Origin of the sequence: Ochrobactrum sp. A-1, from assembly GCF_022488005.1 — a bacterium.
GTDB lineage: Bacteria > Pseudomonadota > Alphaproteobacteria > Rhizobiales > Rhizobiaceae > Brucella.
In genome coordinates, this window is the sequence record NZ_JAKVQC010000009.1 from 240,759 (window position 1) to 258,960 (window position 18,202).

The window sequence follows — 18,202 nt, forward strand, 5'->3', positions numbered from 1 at the left end:
CCACATTCAATCTGCAACACTCTCATAGGCATCACCCACTATCAGCTAGGGGTCGGTGACTACAAACCTTCGCGTTCGACTTCCGTCACGCACATCAACGATACCCTTGATATGACGTCCCTGGGGCTGAAGTTCCCGGTGGAAAAAGATCGCGTTGAAATAAACAAACGCCGTTGCTACGGCCATCGTCCTCAACGGATAATCAACGAAGGAGTGAATAAGCACAAACAGGATGCCCAAAAACGCCGCTTTATGGAAGTGACTGTGACGGACACGTACGAGTTGGGAGAGTAACATGCCAAGATAGGCTAGCATGAGTAAAACAGCCAGCATTCCGCCCTCAAAAATCAATTCGAGATAATCATTATGCGCATGATTAACGTAGTGCTGGAATATCATCCCAGGGTCTTCATAGACCTGATAGGCGGCTGGAAAATTTCCGTAACCTATTCCCAGAAACCAATTATCTTTAATCCCAGTGATGGTTGTGCTGGCGAATTCGGCTCTAGTCAGATCGGAAAGATCGCGGGCTTCAATCAGGGCCCACGTACCTGCGCTATAAGCGCCCAGGACTGCTACCACTATAACCATGCCCCAGATCCCGATACGTGAACGTGATGCAAAGAAAGCAACCGACAACACCAATGCCGCAAGCCCAAGTAAAACACCTGCACGAGAACCAGCTGCCAAAAGTACAAGCAAAACAAGAAAGATGCCCAGAACTGACCACAGTCGCGATCCTTTGAAGGTCGCTAAATAAAGAAGAAATGGCAGCGCGGTATAAAGCAGTGAGCTGAAATGATTTCGATTGGCGAAGAAGCCAGCCATGATAGTGTACGGAAGCAGGCCGTCAATCATAACCCGTGAGGAGGCTGAATACTGGATCAATGCTGCAATACCATTGCAGGCAACCCCTACCAGCAGGAACGGAAGCAGTGCGTGGAGTTGATCGCCAGGCAGACGCAGCAGGGCAAGCTGAAGAATAATCAGCACCGCGACATATAGGAGTGCTTCCAATGTCCGGCCGAGACCAAGACTTATAAACTCTAGCCCTCCCCCAACGAGCTCCATACGACCACTCGAAAGGAGCTCGGTGCGAAATAAGCGTACCAGATCGACAGGTAACGGCAACAGCTGAATTGCGGTCACAGCTACTATTAAACCGCATAGCCATTTGACCCTGGGATCAATGGTTTCTCCATCCCGCGCTGCAAGGACCGGGGTCGCACAAACCAATATGAGTATCTGAAGAACGGTGTCGGTCCAAAGGCCCGGCGCTGCTCCTCCGCCAAGCAGGGCTGCGGCAATAAAGACAAAGCCAAGGAGATATTTGCGCAATTCAGCCTTCAGTTTCGGCAAGATCAGCTCTCTCTATCGTGACAAAATGAAAACGGACCTGACCTGAGTAGCGGTTCTGCCAACTCTCCGCGATTACATCTGTGGCAAGTTCGATCCTTTGTAGAGCGCACTTCGTTACATCAAAATCAGCTTCCAGACGTCGTCCTTGATAGCTTCCTTCAGGAATATCGAGACGTAGCAGTTCTTCACGCTGATCTTGGCATCTAACCCGCCAATACAATGCACGGGGCGCACGCAGGCTGGAAGCATCAACCTCGGCAACAAGCCTGTAGCGACCCGGCGCTAACACCAGTGTCTGGTGTAGTACAATGTCCTTGGCTGGCGCACTGAGGAAATTGACTGAGGCGCCGGATAAGGTACCAACCGCTGGCAGTCGGATTTCAGCTGCACGGCTATTGCGATACTGCCAAGAGAATGGCAGCGAACTCAACGAAGAGGGCAAAAAAGCACTGTTGTAGATGAAGCCCGCCAAAGCGCGCTCTTCCTGTGGAATGGTGAAGCGAAACAGACGATAAGCTTCGTCATAACGCTTTGCCGACATAAAGCCACGAATGACGGTCGAGATTTCACCTTGTTTGGCGGGATGCGTCGTATCGGCAAGCTCCAAAAGAAGCTGATAGGCAAAGCCAAGGCCTTCTTCCTGACGCGCCAAACCGTTCAGCAGACGCGCGCGCCACGGAGCGTCTGTTGCCATCGCTGCTGCGATCGTCGCATAGGCAGTTTTATGGGTGAGAAGTTGCGGTAGCAAGGGGAAAACAGCGTCTGCACGATCCGGCCATCGCCTTAACAGTACGTCGATATACTCCACCGCCTCGGCATAGTCACCTGTCTCAATAGCGTGTTCGATTAGATATTGAAGCGCATGCACTTCAGTATGCGAAAGTCGATGAGCCTGAAGAAAAAGCCTATGGGCCTCTTCATTATCACCTGATCTCAAGCGAAGCTCTCCAAGCAAGCTATGAAACCTTGCGTCGAGAGGGCTGAACAAGAGACCAGCATAAGTCACGCCCAAGAGATCCTCCAAAGAAGATCTTTCATAGCTTTCGTTTAGCGCTGCAATTAACAGAGCTGCGCGAGCATCAGAATTGAGCGGATCGTACTGAAAGGCGTGCCCGGGAGCAAGTGTCTCAATCGATCGGCTTAAGCCGTTGAGCGAGACGACCAGCAGAAGCACGAACGATACGCCCCAGACGATCCACGAATGACTTGGACTTCTCGATTGCAGTTTTGGGGTCACCCTGTCCCTCCGGCTTTGGAAGTTCATGACCATATTGGTAGTAATAGTAGTTGATGTATTTGTATGCGTAGTTATAGTCGAACTTTCCAACACTGAATCTGGTCAGTGCCGCCCCAATAACGTTGGCACCTGCAGACCGCAATCTTTTTAGAGCGGCTTTAGCAGACTTCCGCGACACATTATTCGACGAAACAAGCAGCAAGGTGCTTTGTGCGATACGACCGATAATTGGTGCATCTGAGAGGCCGATCACAGGCGGGCTGTCGATAATTACTAGATCAAACCGCGCTGTCATATACTCCACAAGAAGCGCCATCTTGGTTGATGACAGGAGATCCGCTGGATTGGGAGGAATAGTTCCAGAAGTCACCACCCAAACATTTTCTTCTTTTGTCTTCTTGACTGTACGTGGCAAATCCTCGCTTCGCACCGAATTCGTCAAAAGATTGCTGAGACCCAGTGTATTGTCCAGACCAAACTGCCGGTGCATGGTCGGTTTACGCATATCAGCGTCAATGATCAACACCTTCGTACCAAGTGCTCCAAAGTCCACTGCGAGTTTACGTGTTGTAGTGGATTTTGTTTCGCTTGGCTCGGAACTAGCTATCATCAGCGTCTTTGGCATACCCTCAGTTCCCGAAAACTGGATTGAGGTTCTTAAACTCCGATAAGCCTCAGACAGGCCCGATTTAGGATCCGCTAGGCTTGCTGCCAGATCTTCATCCTCAATCTTAGGTAAAATACCCAGAACTGAAAGACCAAGATCCTTCTCGATCTGATCTGGGTTTACGAAGGTATTATTGAGCAGTTCCAACAGATAAATGATCGCCGCTCCAAGTCCAGCGAACAGAGCAAGAGCGATAGCAAGGTTAATTGAAAGTCGTGGTGCCACTGGGCTGCGCGAAAGAACGGCCGGGTCAACGATCGAAGCTGTCTGGGTTCTTAGTTCAGAGCTAACCCCAACCTCGTTTAACTTAGTAATCAGTGACTCATATTGCGAGCGATTAGAATCGACCTCACGCTTAAGAATCGTATATTGAATGCTCTTGTCCTCATAGGCAATCTGATCTCGTTCAAGGTCGCCAAGCTTGGCCCGCAGTTCAGCCTCACGCTTGATCATCTCTTCGCGCTTCATGCGGATACCGTCGAGGATTACTGCTACACCGTCCTTATACTGCCGCTCAAGCTCGCTAATGCGCATTTGAAGCTGCTGCATATCTGGGAAACCCGGCTTGAATGCTGACAGCTTTTGCTGGTATTCGGCTTTAAAGTCCACAATGCTAGATCGTAATTTCTGAAGTGGTTCGCTGCTGAGAACCTGCCCAAGGCTCTCTCCGCGGTCCAGTTCTATCTGCCCAACAAGAACGTCACTGTCGAGCCTATCCTCAATCGCCTTGGAGAGGGCTGTGTTGATCGCCTCCATATTGGAAGCAATCAGTGATTTCTCATTGCCCGCAAGCGTAATTCCAGCCTCACGGGCGTAATCCACCAGCTCTTGTTCTGAAACCTGCAACCGATCCTTGACCTGCAGTACCTGCTCCTGAATAAACTGACGTGCCAATTCGGAAGTCTGACCAGTTTGATCGACGCGCTGATCTATGAAGCTTTGCGCGATTTGATTGGTAATGTCGCGGACATATTCGGGGTTCTGGCCACGGAACGAGATCGCCAATAGGCTGGTGTTCGGGACAAGATTCACAGACATGCCTCGAAGCACGCGCGATATGGCAATATTTTCACGCTGTTCAGGACTATCGACGGCAAGCTGCTGGCCAAGGCTAAGTCCAAAAGCCCGATTAATGATATTCACAGGCGAAAAATCGGGGGCAGGATAGAGGAAGTCAGGTCTATCAGCCAGACCCAGCTGGTAGACAACCCTCTGAGCGAGAGCCCGGCTCATTATTTTTTCGCGCGCTGTTTGAAAAGCCCGAATATCGGATGTCTCAGACATCACCTCAAGGTCTTGAAAGACACGGGCTGAAGGCACCATGACCTCCATGCGAACGGAGGACTGGTAGATGGGTGTCGTCATTAAGGTCACAACAACGCCAATGACGAGCGCGCAAGCCACCGTGAAAGCGATCAGCAAGCGATATTTTACCAGCAGAAACAGAAGCTTGAGCGGATCAAACAGCCTCTCGTGCGCAGGTTCATCAAAGCTATACGGGTGGTAGCTAGCTGGAACCTGCAAATGCCGCATCCCGCTATCTTGTACAAGATATCTGTCATTCGGCACTGAGCCTGAGCGATCTAACATATTATTTGCCTTATGAATATCGGCTTAAGGAAGAGTGGCGAGGCGGGCACCGGAAGTAGCAACGCCCAACACTTCCTTCAGATTTTGTAAGGCGACACGTGATTGGGACGGAAACACTACGACTACGTCTCCTCCGTGAACGGCAGGGTTTTTACGCTTACCTCGCCGAATATCATCAACGCTGTAATTGGCAACATACTTAGTGTTGCCCAACTGCCGAAACACAAATACTTTCGACGGATCAGCCACTTGGCTAAAACCTCCCGCGAGCGCGACCGCGTCTAGCAGTGACGACGAATGCGGTAATGGGAAGATACCGGCCCGTCTAACCTCACCATCCACCGTCACACGGCGCGCTGATGATTCTTTGACCAAAACGGAGGCACTGGGCGACTGGAGATAGTTACTTCCGTAAGCCTTCTCGATATCACGCTGCAGAACCTGAACCGACTTTCCGGCAGCATGGATCTGGCCAATCAGTGGAAGCGATATATAACCGCCCTCGTCTACTTGAACAGTTCGTGAAAGATCCGGCACTTGAAAAATTGTGACGTCCAAAATGTCCGAAACCGATACCGGCTGGGCAACACCAGCCTGGGTAGCGGGAGGCGATGGAAGTTCCGCAACTACACGTAGTTCACCGTCGGTTGCACCCGGTACAATGCCTGTTAACGCAGTTTGCATTCCGGTCTGATCAGCAGTCGGAGCAGACAATTCCGTTGAGGCGCAAGCCTGTAATCCGACCATCCCCACGGACATGAGAATAGCAATCAAGGGCTTTGACAGTCGTTGCCTAAACATTTTTTATCCACTCGACAAACCGGCTAAAACCCATAGGCTTTACACGCGGCTGCCCTGACCATGAGGCTGCAGCATTAGATGTGCTAAGAGCTGATGCTATCGGTTTGTTTTCCAGAATTAATTTTGGCCGGTGTATTACAAGATCATCCGCAAGGTCTTTACCGTAGCGAGCTTCAACCATATCCCTCGCCTTGGAGAGACCTGGTAACCTAGAATGCGTATTATGCGCATCACTTGCGATGATATCCACTCGGCCCTCCTCCAGCATCCGGTCTGCTAGGCTCTGCGCCCTGCGGCCAAATCCCCCGACCAAGGCCGCTGCTGTGATCTGTATAAGGCATCCTGCCACATTGATACGGTGAATGACGTCATAATGCGAATTTGTCCATCCCAATCGCTCAGGGTGGGTCAATATGGGCACGTAGCCCGCATCAATAAGACGCTTTACAAGGGTCTCAATATTCGGCGGCATAACCTGGTGCGGCGGCTCAAAAAGAAAATAACGTGAGCCATTGATCGTCGGGATAGATCCCATGTCAAGTTTGTCACGAAGATCCAGAGCTATATGAACATCCGCACCCATAACGAGCGTGAGATCGACATCTGCCCGAACCAATGCCTCACGGAGTGCAGTGACTCTGACTTCAATGCCAGCAGAGTCATTATCGTAAAGGCCGGGCAATATGTGAGGCGTACATGCCATAACCCTCACCCCATCATTCACCGCGATCCGAGCCATGGCTATCGCCGTCTCAAGATCTTCAGCGCCGTCATCACATCCAGGAAGAATGTGAGAATGAAGGTCGATCATATTTTGAAAACTAGTAGCTTGCTGATTGATGGCTATCTTCCTCCCCCCTGCCTACGCCAAAGCAGGAAATAAACATGGAGATATCAAATCCACCAGCTTCGCTCCACCAGGACCGTAACCTCTTACGAGCCTGGCTCTCTTATAGAAGTCTTACCCACGCTTTGAAATCCACCCATCAAAATGGGCCCAGCAACTGAAAACCAATCATGGGCTTGCCGGATTGTCATCTCCAGTCGAAATAGCAATGACACCAGCTGTAGCACCGATACCAGCAGCAATTCCCATTACAACAGGATTGTTAGCCTGAGCAGCGACAGGTGGGGTCGTGTTAGCAACAGCAACACACAAAGCCTGTTCCGTAGGGACAATAGAAAGCGCAGCCTGAGAACCCAAATTCAGCGAGCATTGGCCCACCGAAACTCTGGTCGAGCTTGCAGGACCCGTTTCAACCCTGCTACCAACATATAGCGGCGCTCCGGACGTGGCGGCGACCCAACCATTGCCACCTAAAACATTAATCTGGCCAACGGCAGAGGTTAGTTGCCCAATAATTTGCCCTGATTGAACACTTGATAAAGGGACGAGACAATCGCACTGCTGTGCGGATACACTCACCCCCGATCCAACAAACAAGCAACCACCAGCGATGATGCGCACGCTAATTGAATTTACGATTTCAAGCGCATTTTTCAATCTAAATGACATCAAAGCCTATCACCTTATCTATGGTATTCTTGTTACCACATATAACTATAACAGTTTTTTTATAACCCGCGTTTCGAGAGATGGCGGGTACATCACTGTCATAATCAAGAAATGGTTACTATGCATCTGCAACGTTCTCATGACAAAATATCATTCTCATGCTAACGGGCAAAAATGGCCTGCTGGCACAATCTAGAACGAAAACCGCGCCTACCGAACACGTCAACACACCAGGCGAGAATATTTCTTTGCCTGAGTCATTAAGGGAGGCTCGATCATTGTTTAATCAAACGACCGAATATCCCAATCTGGACAATAATCCGTAACTAGCGATTTATCGCCTATCCACCAAACTTCATAAGGGATTTGTGTAGCTCGATGCCAACTTCAATACCCTTTCTTAATTTTAAGACTGCACTTCAAAAGTTTCAGTCTAGGGAGGGGTAGGATATACGCCGAATCACGGGCTAGCGGGCTTGTCGTCCCCTGTGGAAACCGCGAGAACACCACCCACAGCCGCGAGCCCTACACCAACAGCAATAAGCGCAGTATTATTAACCGCCGGGGCCGTGTTAGCAACAGCAACACAGAGAGCCTGGTCAGTTGGAGTAATTGAAACTGTAGACTGAGCAGCCACATTAAGTGAGCACTTCCCAATCGATATCGACGTTGAGCTTCCAGGTCCAGTTTCAACCTTGCTATCAGCGAATAATGAACCGCCGTTCGCAGCACTGACCCAACCACCTTTACCAAGAACATTCACTTGGCCTGAGATCGAGTTAAACTGCCCAATCGCCTGTCCTGCCGGCACACTCGATACTGGAACAAGGCAACCACACGTTTGCGCGGAAGCACTGATCCCAGTATTTGCAACAAGAAAAAGCCCTATAGCTACGCTTTGAACCCGCGGCCGAAATTTAAAGCAAAAAGACATGATACTCAACAATCCTCATCCTGCATCTGTATCGATCATATATAACCCTAACGCTATCTTCAACCCATGTTTCGGACTGAAACAATCCGAAGCATTGTAAGATGCCATTTTTATTTGCATTGAGCTTAGAAAATATTGCCGGCACCAAGTGTCTGGACTTCCCCTTCAAAAGTGGAGTATCCGTTTTAATCAAGCAGTTTTATCGGACCACATTCGTTCCTGTTTAAGCAGCGCGTTCGCGATTATAATAAGCTTTCGCATGATTGCGGTTATGGCCACTTTTGCAGGTTTTCCTACTTCTCTTAAAGCGGTGTACTTTTGCTTTAAATCCGGATTGAAGCGCAGAGCAACTACGGCTGGCATGTACATGGCACATCGCAATGTCCTTCGCCCACCTTTGATGTATGCGTTGCCTTTCCATGTTCCGGACTGCCTGGTAAGCGGAGCCAAACCTGCGAGAGATGCGGCTTCTTTCGAATCCAAACTTCCGAGTTCGGGCATTTCAATCAACATTGTGATTGCGGTGATTGCGCCAATACCTGGAATGCTTCTGAGAATTTGATAGCGCCTGTTCAATTGATCATCACTTTCAATCAACTCGATCAGTGCGCCATCCAACTCGGCTAGCTGCTTCTCAATGAAACGAAGGCGAGCTTTTAGTTGACGTCTCACCAAAGCTTGCTGAGCTATTTGCAATCGGTTAGCCGTAGCTGTGCGATCCTTGATGAGCCCTAATCGAGACATCGATAGCTCTTTAAGCACATGTAATAGTTCGACTTTTACTGTGCTTTCTTTTAAATCAAGTGCGGCCTCCATCTTGGCGAGCATGGCCGCGTCTATTTTGTCAGTTTTTGCCATAAACCCTGCGGCTTCAGCGAAGCGGCGGGCTTGCCTTGGGTTAACTTTGACGAATGCTATTCCGGTCTCAGCAAGGGTTTTCTCAAGAACTCTATGGTAGGAGCCGGTCGCTTCAAAAATTACTTTGGTATGATCGAGCCAACGCAACAAGGCGCAGCATCCCCGGGAATTATTAGGAAATTGCTTATGCTCTTTTGTAGTTGTCTTATAAGCATCCAAAAAGGCTTTAGAAACGTCAATTCCGATAACGTCACGCATAATCTTTTCCGCTTCCTATTCTTGTCATACGGTCACAAAGACCAAGTATCCGTTCAGGACAGTTGAAAAGATAAGGGTGACCACACTCCACTTCGGTTCTTTAAACCAGGCCTTCTTCGATCCAACCCTTATCGCCACTGGCATGTTATTATAGCCTCGGCAAAAATTCATAAGACAAGGGCTTCTGTTAGATAAAACTGACAGGAGACTTAGAATTGAAGCAGCGCGAATTTACAGAAGATTTCAAACGGGAAGCCGTTCGTATTTTAACGACGAGTGGTCGAAGTATATCATCGGTTGCCGAGGACCTTGGCATTGGCAAATCAACACTTGACCGCTGGCGTCGCATTTTTGCTGAGCAAGATGTGCTCTCTGGTCCACATGAGGACATGAGCCAGGAACTTGCTCGCCTTCGCAAAGAAAACGAACTCCTGCGCCAGGAACGAGATTTATTAAAAAAAGCGACGGCCTTCTTCGCTCGGGAGACAAGTCGATGAAGTTTGCGTTCATCGACACGGAGAAGGCCCACATGTCTCTGTCGCGGCTGTGTACTTTTGCAGGCGTCAGCATCAGCGGTTATTATGCATGGAAGCATCGGCGCCCCAGTCGCCGTCAGCTTGATGACATGATCATCCTGGCCCATATTCGCAATCAATTTGCGCTATCACGTGAAACCTACGGCAGCCCTCGTATGCATGTCGAACTGAGCGAAGAAGGTATTCGAGCCGGACGCCACCGCACAGCACGATTGATGCGAGAAAATGGTCTCAAAGCTCGACAGAAGACGCGCTTCAAACGCACGACAGACAGCAATCATGGTGAGCCTGTCGCTCCCAATCTTCTGGATCAGAACTTTACGTGTGACAGACCAGATCAGAAATGGGGTGTCGACATCAGTTATGTATGGACTGCGGAGGGTTGGCTGTATTTGGCAATCGTTGTCGATCTTTATTCTCGTCGCATCATCGGCTGGGAAGCGCGGGATCGGATGAAGAAGGATTTGGCTATTTGTGCTTTGAAGAAGGCCATTGCAATTCGGCAACCAAAGCCGGGGTTGATCCAGCACTCGGACAGGGGGAGCCAATATGCCAGTTATGAGTATCGAAAAATCCTCAAAGCTCACGAGATACTTCCATCCATGAGCGGAAAAGGAAATTGTTATGATAATGCTATGGTCGAGACCATCTTCAAGACGATCAAGTCGGAACTGATCTGGCGCACTGTATTCCAGACCAGAAATGACGCGATAAAAGCCATTGGCGAATACATTGACGGCTTCTATAATCCTGTGCGCAGACATTCTGCACTCGGGTATAAATCACCGATCCAGTTCGAAACCATGAACCGGAAATTAGTGACAGAAACTCTCCATTACATCAGGGGAAGTCCACTTCGATAAGAGACTCATCCAAGGCGGGGAACTCCGCCTCGTTCAGTTTATCCACCAGCCAGCTTACACGTGCTTCAGTGTTGAGCGGGTTGATCCGAAAGGCACGTTCTGGCGCCAGCGTCTCAATTGACCGGCTTAAACCGTTCAGCGAGACGAGCGAAAGAACCGCGAGTGAGCCCAACCAGACGATCCAAGTATGACTTCGACTTCTCGACGGCTGTTTTGGGCTCACCCTGTCCCTCCAGTTTCGGAAGTTCCTGACCATACTGATAGTAGTAGTAGTTCATGTATTTGTAGGCGTAGTTGTAGTCGAACTTGCCGACGCTGAAGCGCGACAGAGCTGCACCGATCACATTGGCGCCGGCTGCGTTCAATCTCTTGAGCGCTGCCCTTGCCGATTTCCGCGACACGTTGTTGGCCGATACGAGCAGCAGGGTGCTGTGGGCTATTCGGCTAATGATGGGCGCGTCCGAGAGGCCGATCACCGGCGGACTGTCGATGATCACGAGATCGAACCGGGACGACAGATATTCGACCAGGAGCGCCATCTTTGCCGAAGAGAGGAGATCAGCTGGGTTCGGCGGGATGGTACCGGACGTTATCACCCAGACATTTTCTTCCTTGGTCTTGCGGATTGTGCCGGGAAGATCTTCGCGGCGCACGGAGTTGGTCAGCAGGTTGCTGAGGCCGAGCGTGTTATCGAGCCCAAATTGCCTATGCATGGTGGGCTTGCGCATATCGGCATCGATGATCAGCACCTTGGTACCAAGAGCACCAAAATCCATCGCCAACTTGCGGCTGGTGGTCGACTTGGCTTCACTTGGTTCCGAGCTCGAGACCAACAAGGTTTTCGGGAGACCCTCCGTTCCAGAGAACTGAATCGAGGTTCTCAAGGATCGATAGGCTTCCGAGAGGCCGGATTTCGGATCGGCCAGGCTCGCCGCAAGATCCTCGTCTTCAACTTTTGGCAGAATTCCCAGAACCGGGATGCCAAGTTCCTTCTCGATCTGATCCGGATTGACGAACGTGTTGTTCAGCAATTCGAGCACGTAGATGATGGCCGCGCCCAATCCGGCGAACAGCGCCAGACAGATGGCAAGGTTGATCGATAGGCGGGGTGAGACAGGGCTGCGCGAGAGAATGGCCGGGTCAACGATCGACGCGTTCTGGGTGCGCAGCTCCGACCCGACACCGACTTCATTCAGCTTGGAAATCAGCGAGTCATATTGCGAGCGATTCGAATCCACTTCGCGCTTGAGGATCGTGTATTGGATGCTCTTATCTTCATAGGCGATCTGTTCACGTTCGAGCTCGGCAAGCTTGGTGCGAAGCTCGGTTTCCCGCTTCACCATCTCTTCGCGCTTCATACGAATGCCGGCCAGGATGGCTTCCACACCATCCTTGTACTGGCGCTCGAGCTCGGTGATGCGCAGGCGTAGTTGCTGCATCTCGGGGAAGCCGGGCTTGAAGGCTGAAAGCTTCTGCTGATACTCGGCCTCAAACTCGACAATGCTCGATCGGAGTTTCTGCAGCGGTTCGCTCGCCATGACCTGTTCGAGGCTTTCGCCCCGGCCGGCGTCGATCTGGCTGATGAGCACGTCACTATCGAGGCGATCTTCGATGGCCTTCGACAACGCAGCGTTGATCGAATCCATATTCGCAGTGATGAGCGACTTCTCGTCGCCTGAAAGCGTAATGCCGGCCTCACGTGCGTAATTTACGAGTTCCTGCTCGGATTGCTGCAGCCGTTCTTTGACTTGCAGGACCTGCTCCTGGATGAACTGGCGTGCCAGCTCTGAGGTTTCGCCAGTCTGGTCAACACGCTGATCAATGAAGCTCTGCGCGATTTGGTTGGCGACGTCGCGAGCGAATTCAGGGTTCTGGTTGCGGAATGAAATCGTCAACAGGCTGGTGTTAGGAACCAGAGAGACGGACATACCGCTCAACACGCGTGAGACAGCGATGTTCTCACGCTGCTCAGGCGTATGAACCTCCGATTGCCCGCCGAGGCTCAGACCCAGGGCGCGATTGACGATGTTCAGTGGCGAGAAATCGGGCGCGGGATAAAGAAAGTCAGGCTGATCGGCCAAGCCTAACTGGTAGACTACTCGCTGCGCCAGCGCACGGCTCATGATCTTCTCGCGCGCAGTCTGAAACGCTCTGATATCAGATGACTCGGACACAACCTCAAGGTCTTGAAACACGCGCGCAGATGGCGTCTGGATTTCAAGGCGCACCGACGACTGGTACATCGGCGTCGTCATGAAGGTCACGACGACACCCACGACGACAGCACAGGCAAGCAGAAACGCGATCAGCCATCGATATTGGACCAACACAAACAAAATCTTGAGCGGATCGATGAAGTTCTCGCGCTCGATTTCGGCGTGCCCGTACGGATTGTAGTTGGCGGGATCCACGACATAGCGGCCGCCGGAATACTGCGTCAGAGATCTGTCGTTCGGCGTCATGCCTGGTCGATCCAACATTTTAAGAGCCCCTGGATGACGGCTTACGGAATGGTGGCAAGCCGGGCGCCAGAAGCAGCAACACCCAGAACTTCCTTAAGATTCTGCAAGGCAACACGTGACTGAGAAGCGAATACGACGACCACATCACCACCATGGACCGATGGATTGGCGCGAGCGCCGCGACGGATGTCACCGACATTGTAGTTCGCTACATACTTTGTATTTCCAACCTCACGGAAGACGTAAACCTTGGACGGATCCGCGATCTGGCTAAGCCCCCCCGCGAGGGCGATGGCATCCAACAGAGAGGATGAAGTCGGCAATGGGAAGACGCCAGCACGTCGGACTTCGCCATCGACGGTCACGCGGCGGGCCGCAGACTCTTTCACCAACACCGACACGCTCGGAGACTGGAGGTAGTTCCGTCCATAAGCCGCTTCGATGTCGCGCTGGAGCGCCTGAACGGATTTGCCGGCCGCCTTCACTGCACCGATCAGTGGCAGGGAAATATTGCCGGCATCATCGACCTGAACCGTCCGCGAGAGATCCGGAACCTGGAATACCGTGACCTCTAGCATATCGGACACCGCAACGGGTTGCGCGACGCCATCCATCACGGCAAGGGGAGCAGGCAACTCAGCCACAACCCTGAGCGTATCATCACCCGCTCCGGGCGCTAGGCTCGCCATTCCGGCGCTACTTGTCGGTCCCGACAATTCCGTGGTGCTGCAGGCCTGGAGACCAAAGATCCCGACGCAAAAAGCGCTGGCAAGAAGAAACTTCACTGGAAAAATCCTAGGCATTGCGTATCCACCCGACAAAACGGCGTAGCTTGCTTGACTTCGACCGGGACTTATCTGCTCCCGCTACATGGACGCTGCGACTTCTGTAGGCTGGCGCCACAACCTCATCGGCCAGTATCTTTGCTGGCGTATGAACCACAAGGTTATCGGCAATCGTCTTGCCCCAACGCGCCCTGATCAGATCTCGAGCTCTGGACAGGCCAGGTGATCTTGCCTGCAAGTTATGCGCATCACTGGCGATGATGTCCACGCGCCCCTCCTCGAGCATCCGCTCAGCCAAGCCTTGAGCCCGCCGACCGAATGAACCCGTCAATGACCCTGCTGTGATCTGCACAAGGCAACCAGCGGCATTGATACGGTCAATAACCTCATAATGTGTGCTTGCCCAGCCCAATCGTTCAGGATGGGTCAATATCGGCACATAACCACCGCCGACCAACCGATGAACTAGCTTCTCCAGGTTCGGCGGAAGTACCTGATGGGGCGGTTCGAACAGAAAGTAGCGTGAACCATTTAAGGTCGGCACGCGACCCGCTTCAAGCTTTTCCAGGAGATCTGGAGCGATATGGACATCCGCGCCCACAGCAAGCCTCAGATCGATCTTCTCGACAGCCAATGCGCTCTGGAGATCAGCGACCCGTCGCCGAATGCCACTCGCATCATTGTCGTAAAGACCCGGCATGATGTGCGGGGTACACGCCATCAACTTTACCCCGTCTGCAACAGCCATCCTCGCCATCGCAATAGCTGTTTCCAGGTTCTCAGCGCCGTCGTCACACCCTGGAAGGAGGTGAGAATGAAGATCAATCATGTCCTGAGTTTGATTAGCTTGCAGCTTACAACCGCCTGACTTTCCCTCTGGAGATCCCACCGATAGCGGAATACCAGAAAAGCCAAAGCCCCCATTCAAGTGACATCAAATGCTGGCTATGGCTTCCAGTTTGGCATCCCATCAGCTAAACAGTTCTGAATTACTGGCTGACCGGGTCGTCGTCTTCGGTGGCTACAGCGATCACGCCTGCAGCCGCACCGATGCCACCGGCAATGCCCATGACGACCGGATTGTTTGCAGCAGCGGCACCCGTGGTTCCGGTACCAGCAGCATCACCGCCAGGATTGGTGGCCGGCGCTGTTTCGCTCACCGCCACACAGAGCGACTGGTTTGCAGGGATCAGTGAGGCCGCAGATTGTGCACCCACGTTCAAGGAGCAACCACCGACTGACAAGGATGCAAGAGCACCAGCACCGGTTTCGATCTGGCTGCCGACAAACAGCGGCGTACCACTTCCAGCGCTTACCCATCCGTCGGCACCAAGGATGCTGACCGGACCGGAAGCCGACGTCAATTGGCCAATCGCCTGACCGGCAGGAAGACCGGACAACGGAACGACACAACCGCAATCCTGTGCATGGGCAATAGACCCAACACCTACCGCGAGGCAAAAGCCCGCGATGGCCCGCAAGCCAATCGTGCTCGCGACCTTCGTCATTTCTTTTAAGCTAAATGACATGATGTCTGCGATCCTCGTTAATGGCACTTAGGTGATATTGAATGATAATTATAAATGCAACCCTGTCTAGTTATGACACGATACATTACTAGCGATACGTTTATTTCCTGGTGGATGGTTACCAATGTGTCACATTGGAGCAGTTGTTGAACACAACGAATGCGCTCGTTGTTAGGTCTTGATGATCTTGTCGGATCGTATCCCGCGTCGTTCAAATGCGTTACGGGTATCCAGGATCAATCCTGCATGTTCATGAAGCAGGTGATAGTCAATCATATCGTGGTCTGTGGCGAGTACGACTCCGTCATACTCTTTTATGGCTTCCGCGGTGAGTTCGACTGACCTTCGCCCCGCCAAGGAAGCATGTTCGCGCGTCATCGGAACTTCAGGAACATATGGATCGAAGTAGTCGACGGCACAGCCGCGTTTGCCAATCGTCTCCAGCAACACGAGCGAGGGACTCTCGCGTATATCCGACACGTTCTTCTTATACGCCAGACCAACCAGAAGAACTCTCGAAGAACCCAGCGATTTAGAAAGACGCTGATCTAGCGCACGTTCCAGGTTTGCGATCACATAACGCGGCATGGCGAGATTGATTTCACCGGCCAATTCGATGAACCGGGTGGAGAGCCCATATTCGCGGGATTTCCACGTCAGGTAGAACGGATCAATCGGGATGCAATGCCCCCCAAGACCAGGGCCAGGATAAAACGGCATATAGCCGAAGGGCTTCGTTGCAGCAGCATCGATGACTTCCCAGACGTCGATTCCCATCGCATCGTAGATCACCTTCAACTCGTTGACGAGAGCGATGTTCACCGCGCGGAAGATGTTCTCCGTGATCTTGACCGCCTCTGCCGTGGCTGGGGAGGAAACAACCACAACGCGCTCGATCACCGCACCATAGAAGGCCTCGGCCAGGGCGGAGGCCTCCTTCCCATCGCCGGCAACAACCTTGGGGATGGTCGTCGTGACGAAGGATGCGTTGCCGGGATCTTCGCGTTCCGGAGAGAATGCCACGAAGAAGTCACGCCCGCTGCGCAAGCCGCCCTCCTCTAGAATTGGCTTCACGACTTCTTCCGTGGTGCCAGGATAGGTGGTCGACTCGAGAACGATCATTTGTCCCTGGCGCAGGTGCTTTGCAATGGTCCGTGCCGTTGCCTCGACGAAACTCAGGTCAGGCTCGCGTTGCTTGGACAGAGGCGTTGGTACGCAGATGACGATGACGTCGCAGGTGGCCAGTTCGGAAAAATCGCTGCTAGCGCGGAAAAGCTTCTTTGAAACATGTCGGGCAAGTTGGTCGGAAGGAACAGCGTCGATATAGGATTCACCTGCATTCAGGCGCACAACTTTGACCGCGTCGACGTCAAAGCCAATAGTCGCGAAGCCTCCGCGCGCCAGCGCCGCGGCAAGCGGCAGGCCGACATAGCCGAGGCCGATAACACCGGCGACAGCCTGGCGGCCCTTAATCTTCTCAGCCATCTCGACGTAAACGCCGGTACCGCTTGTGTCATGCTGGTTCATGTGCGTCCTGTCCGTCCTTGTTTCAGGTAATTCTCGATGATTTCAAGCATCCGCAGCGCCAGGTTCTTGCGGTCGAATTTGCTGGCAGCTGCCAATCCGTTTCTTCTGAAGCCCGCGGTCAGCTCCCGGTCATCTGCAAGCCTGACCAGCAAGTCACGCAATTCTGCCGCGTTCTCCGGCTCGAAGACGACGCCCATGGCTTCGCTCTCGACAATGTCCGCGGACTCACCCCGGACGCCCTGCAGAACAGGTATCCCCATTGCCATGCATTCAAACAGCTTGGAAGGAATAACTGTCGCGAAAAGCGGCGTATTGCGCAAATGTATTACAGATGCATCAAGCAGCGACCAGTAGCGCACAACGTCGGCTTTGGGTACGGAATCAACAAAGGTGACGTTGCCAAGTTGCAGGTCCGACGCGCGGGCAACCAAGGCATCCTTGGAAGCGCCGCCGCCAAGGAAGAGCAGGTGAATGTCGGTTCGACCCTGATCCTGGAGAGCCTTTGCCGCCTCAAGCAACGTCTCCAGGGCATGGGCCAGCCCATGGGTGCCGATGTAGCCAGCAACAAACTTGCCACCGAGGCCCAGCCTTCCAACCAGTTTGGCATCCTTCTCCATTGGCTGGAAGCGTGAAAGGTCCGCGCCATTGGTCACGACGTGGATCTTCTTCTCGTCGATGCCGCGCGCTTTCAGGTTGGCCTTGAACGCGTTGGTGACGACTACAATCGCATCGGCCTTGCGGTAGAGGAAAAGTTCCAGTTTCTCGAGCCAGTCAAGAATGACCGACTGCTTCATGGCACCAACGGCGCGAATGGACTCTGGCCACAGGTCACGCAGTTCAAGGATATAGGGAATGCGGCGCAATCTGCTGACGACATACCCTGCGCAAATCGTAAAGAACTGCGGCGAGGTCGCGATGACCAGATCAGGACGCTCGACGCGGAAGCTGGCGGGTATCGCCATCATCATGAAGCTGACATAGTCGAGCGTGCGACGGAGAAAACCTTCATTCGCTGTAATGTAGCTCCAGACGCGGATAACCTCGATTCCGTCCATCTCTTCGCGCGCAAACAGCCTGTTACGGTAACCCGGGAAAAGCTTTCCCGTCGGGAAATTGGGCGCACAGGTGATTACCGTGACGCGGTGCCCTGCCCTCACCCACTCACGACAATGTTCGAAGGTACGGCTTGCGGGCGCGTTCACTTCCGGAGGAAAATTGTCGGAGAGGAAAAGGATGTGCATCAGGAAAGCATTCCGGGGTCAGCAAGAACTTTGTAAATC

General features: G+C 52.4%; 14 protein-coding genes. 1 reads left to right on the plus strand and 13 read right to left on the minus strand.

Annotated elements, in window-relative coordinates:
- Window positions 1-45: 45 nt before the first annotated feature.
- The 7 genes from MKS82_RS28495 to MKS82_RS28525 all read right to left on the minus strand — a co-directional run bounded on the left by MKS82_RS28495 (window position 46) and on the right by MKS82_RS28525 (window position 9,220).
- Window positions 46-1,359: an O-antigen ligase family protein gene (locus MKS82_RS28495; RefSeq protein ID WP_240579600.1), complete on the minus strand. Its 1,314-nt coding sequence runs from the start codon at window positions 1,357-1,359 to the stop codon at window positions 46-48.
- Complete coding sequence (locus MKS82_RS28500) at window positions 1,340-2,533, minus strand: tetratricopeptide repeat protein (protein ID WP_240579601.1); 1,194 nt, start codon at window positions 2,531-2,533, stop codon at window positions 1,340-1,342. The genes MKS82_RS28495 and MKS82_RS28500 overlap by 20 nt, the downstream gene beginning before the upstream one ends.
- Window positions 2,487-4,853, minus strand: a complete 2,367-nt coding sequence (locus tag MKS82_RS28505) for a GumC family protein (RefSeq protein WP_240579602.1) — start codon at window positions 4,851-4,853, stop codon at window positions 2,487-2,489. Before MKS82_RS28505 ends, MKS82_RS28500 begins: the two co-directional genes overlap by 47 nt.
- 24 nt (window positions 4,854-4,877) lie before the next feature.
- A complete protein-coding gene (locus MKS82_RS28510) occupies window positions 4,878-5,654 on the minus strand; it encodes a polysaccharide biosynthesis/export family protein (protein WP_240579603.1) in 777 nt (258 codons plus the stop codon).
- Complete coding sequence (locus tag MKS82_RS28515) at window positions 5,647-6,465, minus strand: CpsB/CapC family capsule biosynthesis tyrosine phosphatase (RefSeq protein WP_240579604.1); 819 nt, start codon at window positions 6,463-6,465, stop codon at window positions 5,647-5,649. The genes MKS82_RS28510 and MKS82_RS28515 overlap by 8 nt, the downstream gene beginning before the upstream one ends.
- Window positions 6,466-6,669: 204 nt before the next feature.
- Complete coding sequence (locus tag MKS82_RS28520) at window positions 6,670-7,170, minus strand: hypothetical protein (RefSeq protein ID WP_240579605.1); 501 nt, start codon at window positions 7,168-7,170, stop codon at window positions 6,670-6,672.
- A 1,123-nt stretch (window positions 7,171-8,293) separates the two neighbouring features.
- Window positions 8,294-9,220, minus strand: coding sequence for an IS110 family transposase (locus MKS82_RS28525; protein WP_240579606.1), 927 nt, complete (start codon window positions 9,218-9,220; stop codon window positions 8,294-8,296).
- A gap of 197 nt (window positions 9,221-9,417) precedes the next feature.
- On the opposite strand from MKS82_RS28525, the gene MKS82_RS28530 reads away from it, so the two are divergent.
- Window positions 9,418-10,619 (plus strand): IS3 family transposase gene (locus tag MKS82_RS28530; RefSeq protein WP_445558112.1). Its coding sequence is split into 2 segments (ribosomal slippage): window positions 9,418-9,697 and window positions 9,697-10,619, totalling 1,203 coding nucleotides; the frame shifts between segments, so codons are not numbered across the junction.
- Window positions 10,620-10,732: 113 nt separating this feature from the next.
- On the opposite strand, the gene MKS82_RS28535 is transcribed toward MKS82_RS28530, so the two are convergent.
- The 6 genes from MKS82_RS28535 to MKS82_RS28560 all read right to left on the minus strand — a co-directional run bounded on the left by MKS82_RS28535 (window position 10,733) and on the right by MKS82_RS28560 (window position 18,163).
- A complete protein-coding gene (locus MKS82_RS28535; RefSeq protein WP_240579607.1) occupies window positions 10,733-13,081 on the minus strand; it encodes a GumC family protein in 2,349 nt (782 codons plus the stop codon).
- 41 nt (window positions 13,082-13,122) lie between these two features.
- Window positions 13,123-13,866, minus strand: coding sequence for a polysaccharide biosynthesis/export family protein (locus tag MKS82_RS28540; RefSeq protein WP_240579608.1), 744 nt, complete (start codon window positions 13,864-13,866; stop codon window positions 13,123-13,125).
- A 10-nt stretch (window positions 13,867-13,876) separates the two neighbouring features.
- A complete protein-coding gene (locus tag MKS82_RS28545) occupies window positions 13,877-14,695 on the minus strand; it encodes a CpsB/CapC family capsule biosynthesis tyrosine phosphatase (RefSeq protein ID WP_240579609.1) in 819 nt (272 codons plus the stop codon).
- Window positions 14,696-14,855: 160 nt separating this feature from the next.
- Window positions 14,856-15,374, minus strand: a complete 519-nt coding sequence (locus MKS82_RS28550) for a hypothetical protein (RefSeq protein ID WP_240579610.1) — start codon at window positions 15,372-15,374, stop codon at window positions 14,856-14,858.
- 192 nt (window positions 15,375-15,566) lie between these two features.
- Window positions 15,567-16,922, minus strand: coding sequence for a nucleotide sugar dehydrogenase (locus MKS82_RS28555; RefSeq protein WP_240579611.1), 1,356 nt, complete (start codon window positions 16,920-16,922; stop codon window positions 15,567-15,569).
- Entirely contained in the window at window positions 16,919-18,163 is a 1,245-nt protein-coding gene (locus MKS82_RS28560) for a glycosyltransferase family 4 protein (protein ID WP_240579612.1), read from the minus strand. Before MKS82_RS28560 ends, MKS82_RS28555 begins: the two co-directional genes overlap by 4 nt.
- Between the last annotated feature and the right edge of the window lie 39 nt (window positions 18,164-18,202).

Coding starts and splice junctions, on each gene's coding strand:
- MKS82_RS28505 (WP_240579602.1), bottom strand. CDS start 4,853: ATGTTAGATCGCTCAGGCTCAGTGCCGAATGACAGATATCTTGTACAA.
- MKS82_RS28510 (WP_240579603.1), bottom strand. CDS start 5,654: ATGTTTAGGCAACGACTGTCAAAGCCCTTGATTGCTATTCTCATGTCC.
- MKS82_RS28515 (WP_240579604.1), bottom strand. CDS start 6,465: ATGATCGACCTTCATTCTCACATTCTTCCTGGATGTGATGACGGCGCT.
- MKS82_RS28520 (WP_240579605.1), bottom strand. CDS start 7,170: ATGTCATTTAGATTGAAAAATGCGCTTGAAATCGTAAATTCAATTAGC.
- MKS82_RS28525 (WP_240579606.1), bottom strand. CDS start 9,220: ATGCGTGACGTTATCGGAATTGACGTTTCTAAAGCCTTTTTGGATGCT.
- MKS82_RS28535 (WP_240579607.1), bottom strand. CDS start 13,081: ATGACGCCGAACGACAGATCTCTGACGCAGTATTCCGGCGGCCGCTAT.
- MKS82_RS28545 (WP_240579609.1), bottom strand. CDS start 14,695: ATGATTGATCTTCATTCTCACCTCCTTCCAGGGTGTGACGACGGCGCT.
- MKS82_RS28550 (WP_240579610.1), bottom strand. CDS start 15,374: ATGACGAAGGTCGCGAGCACGATTGGCTTGCGGGCCATCGCGGGCTTT.
- MKS82_RS28555 (WP_240579611.1), bottom strand. CDS start 16,922: ATGAACCAGCATGACACAAGCGGTACCGGCGTTTACGTCGAGATGGCT.
- MKS82_RS28560 (WP_240579612.1), bottom strand. CDS start 18,163: ATGCACATCCTTTTCCTCTCCGACAATTTTCCTCCGGAAGTGAACGCG.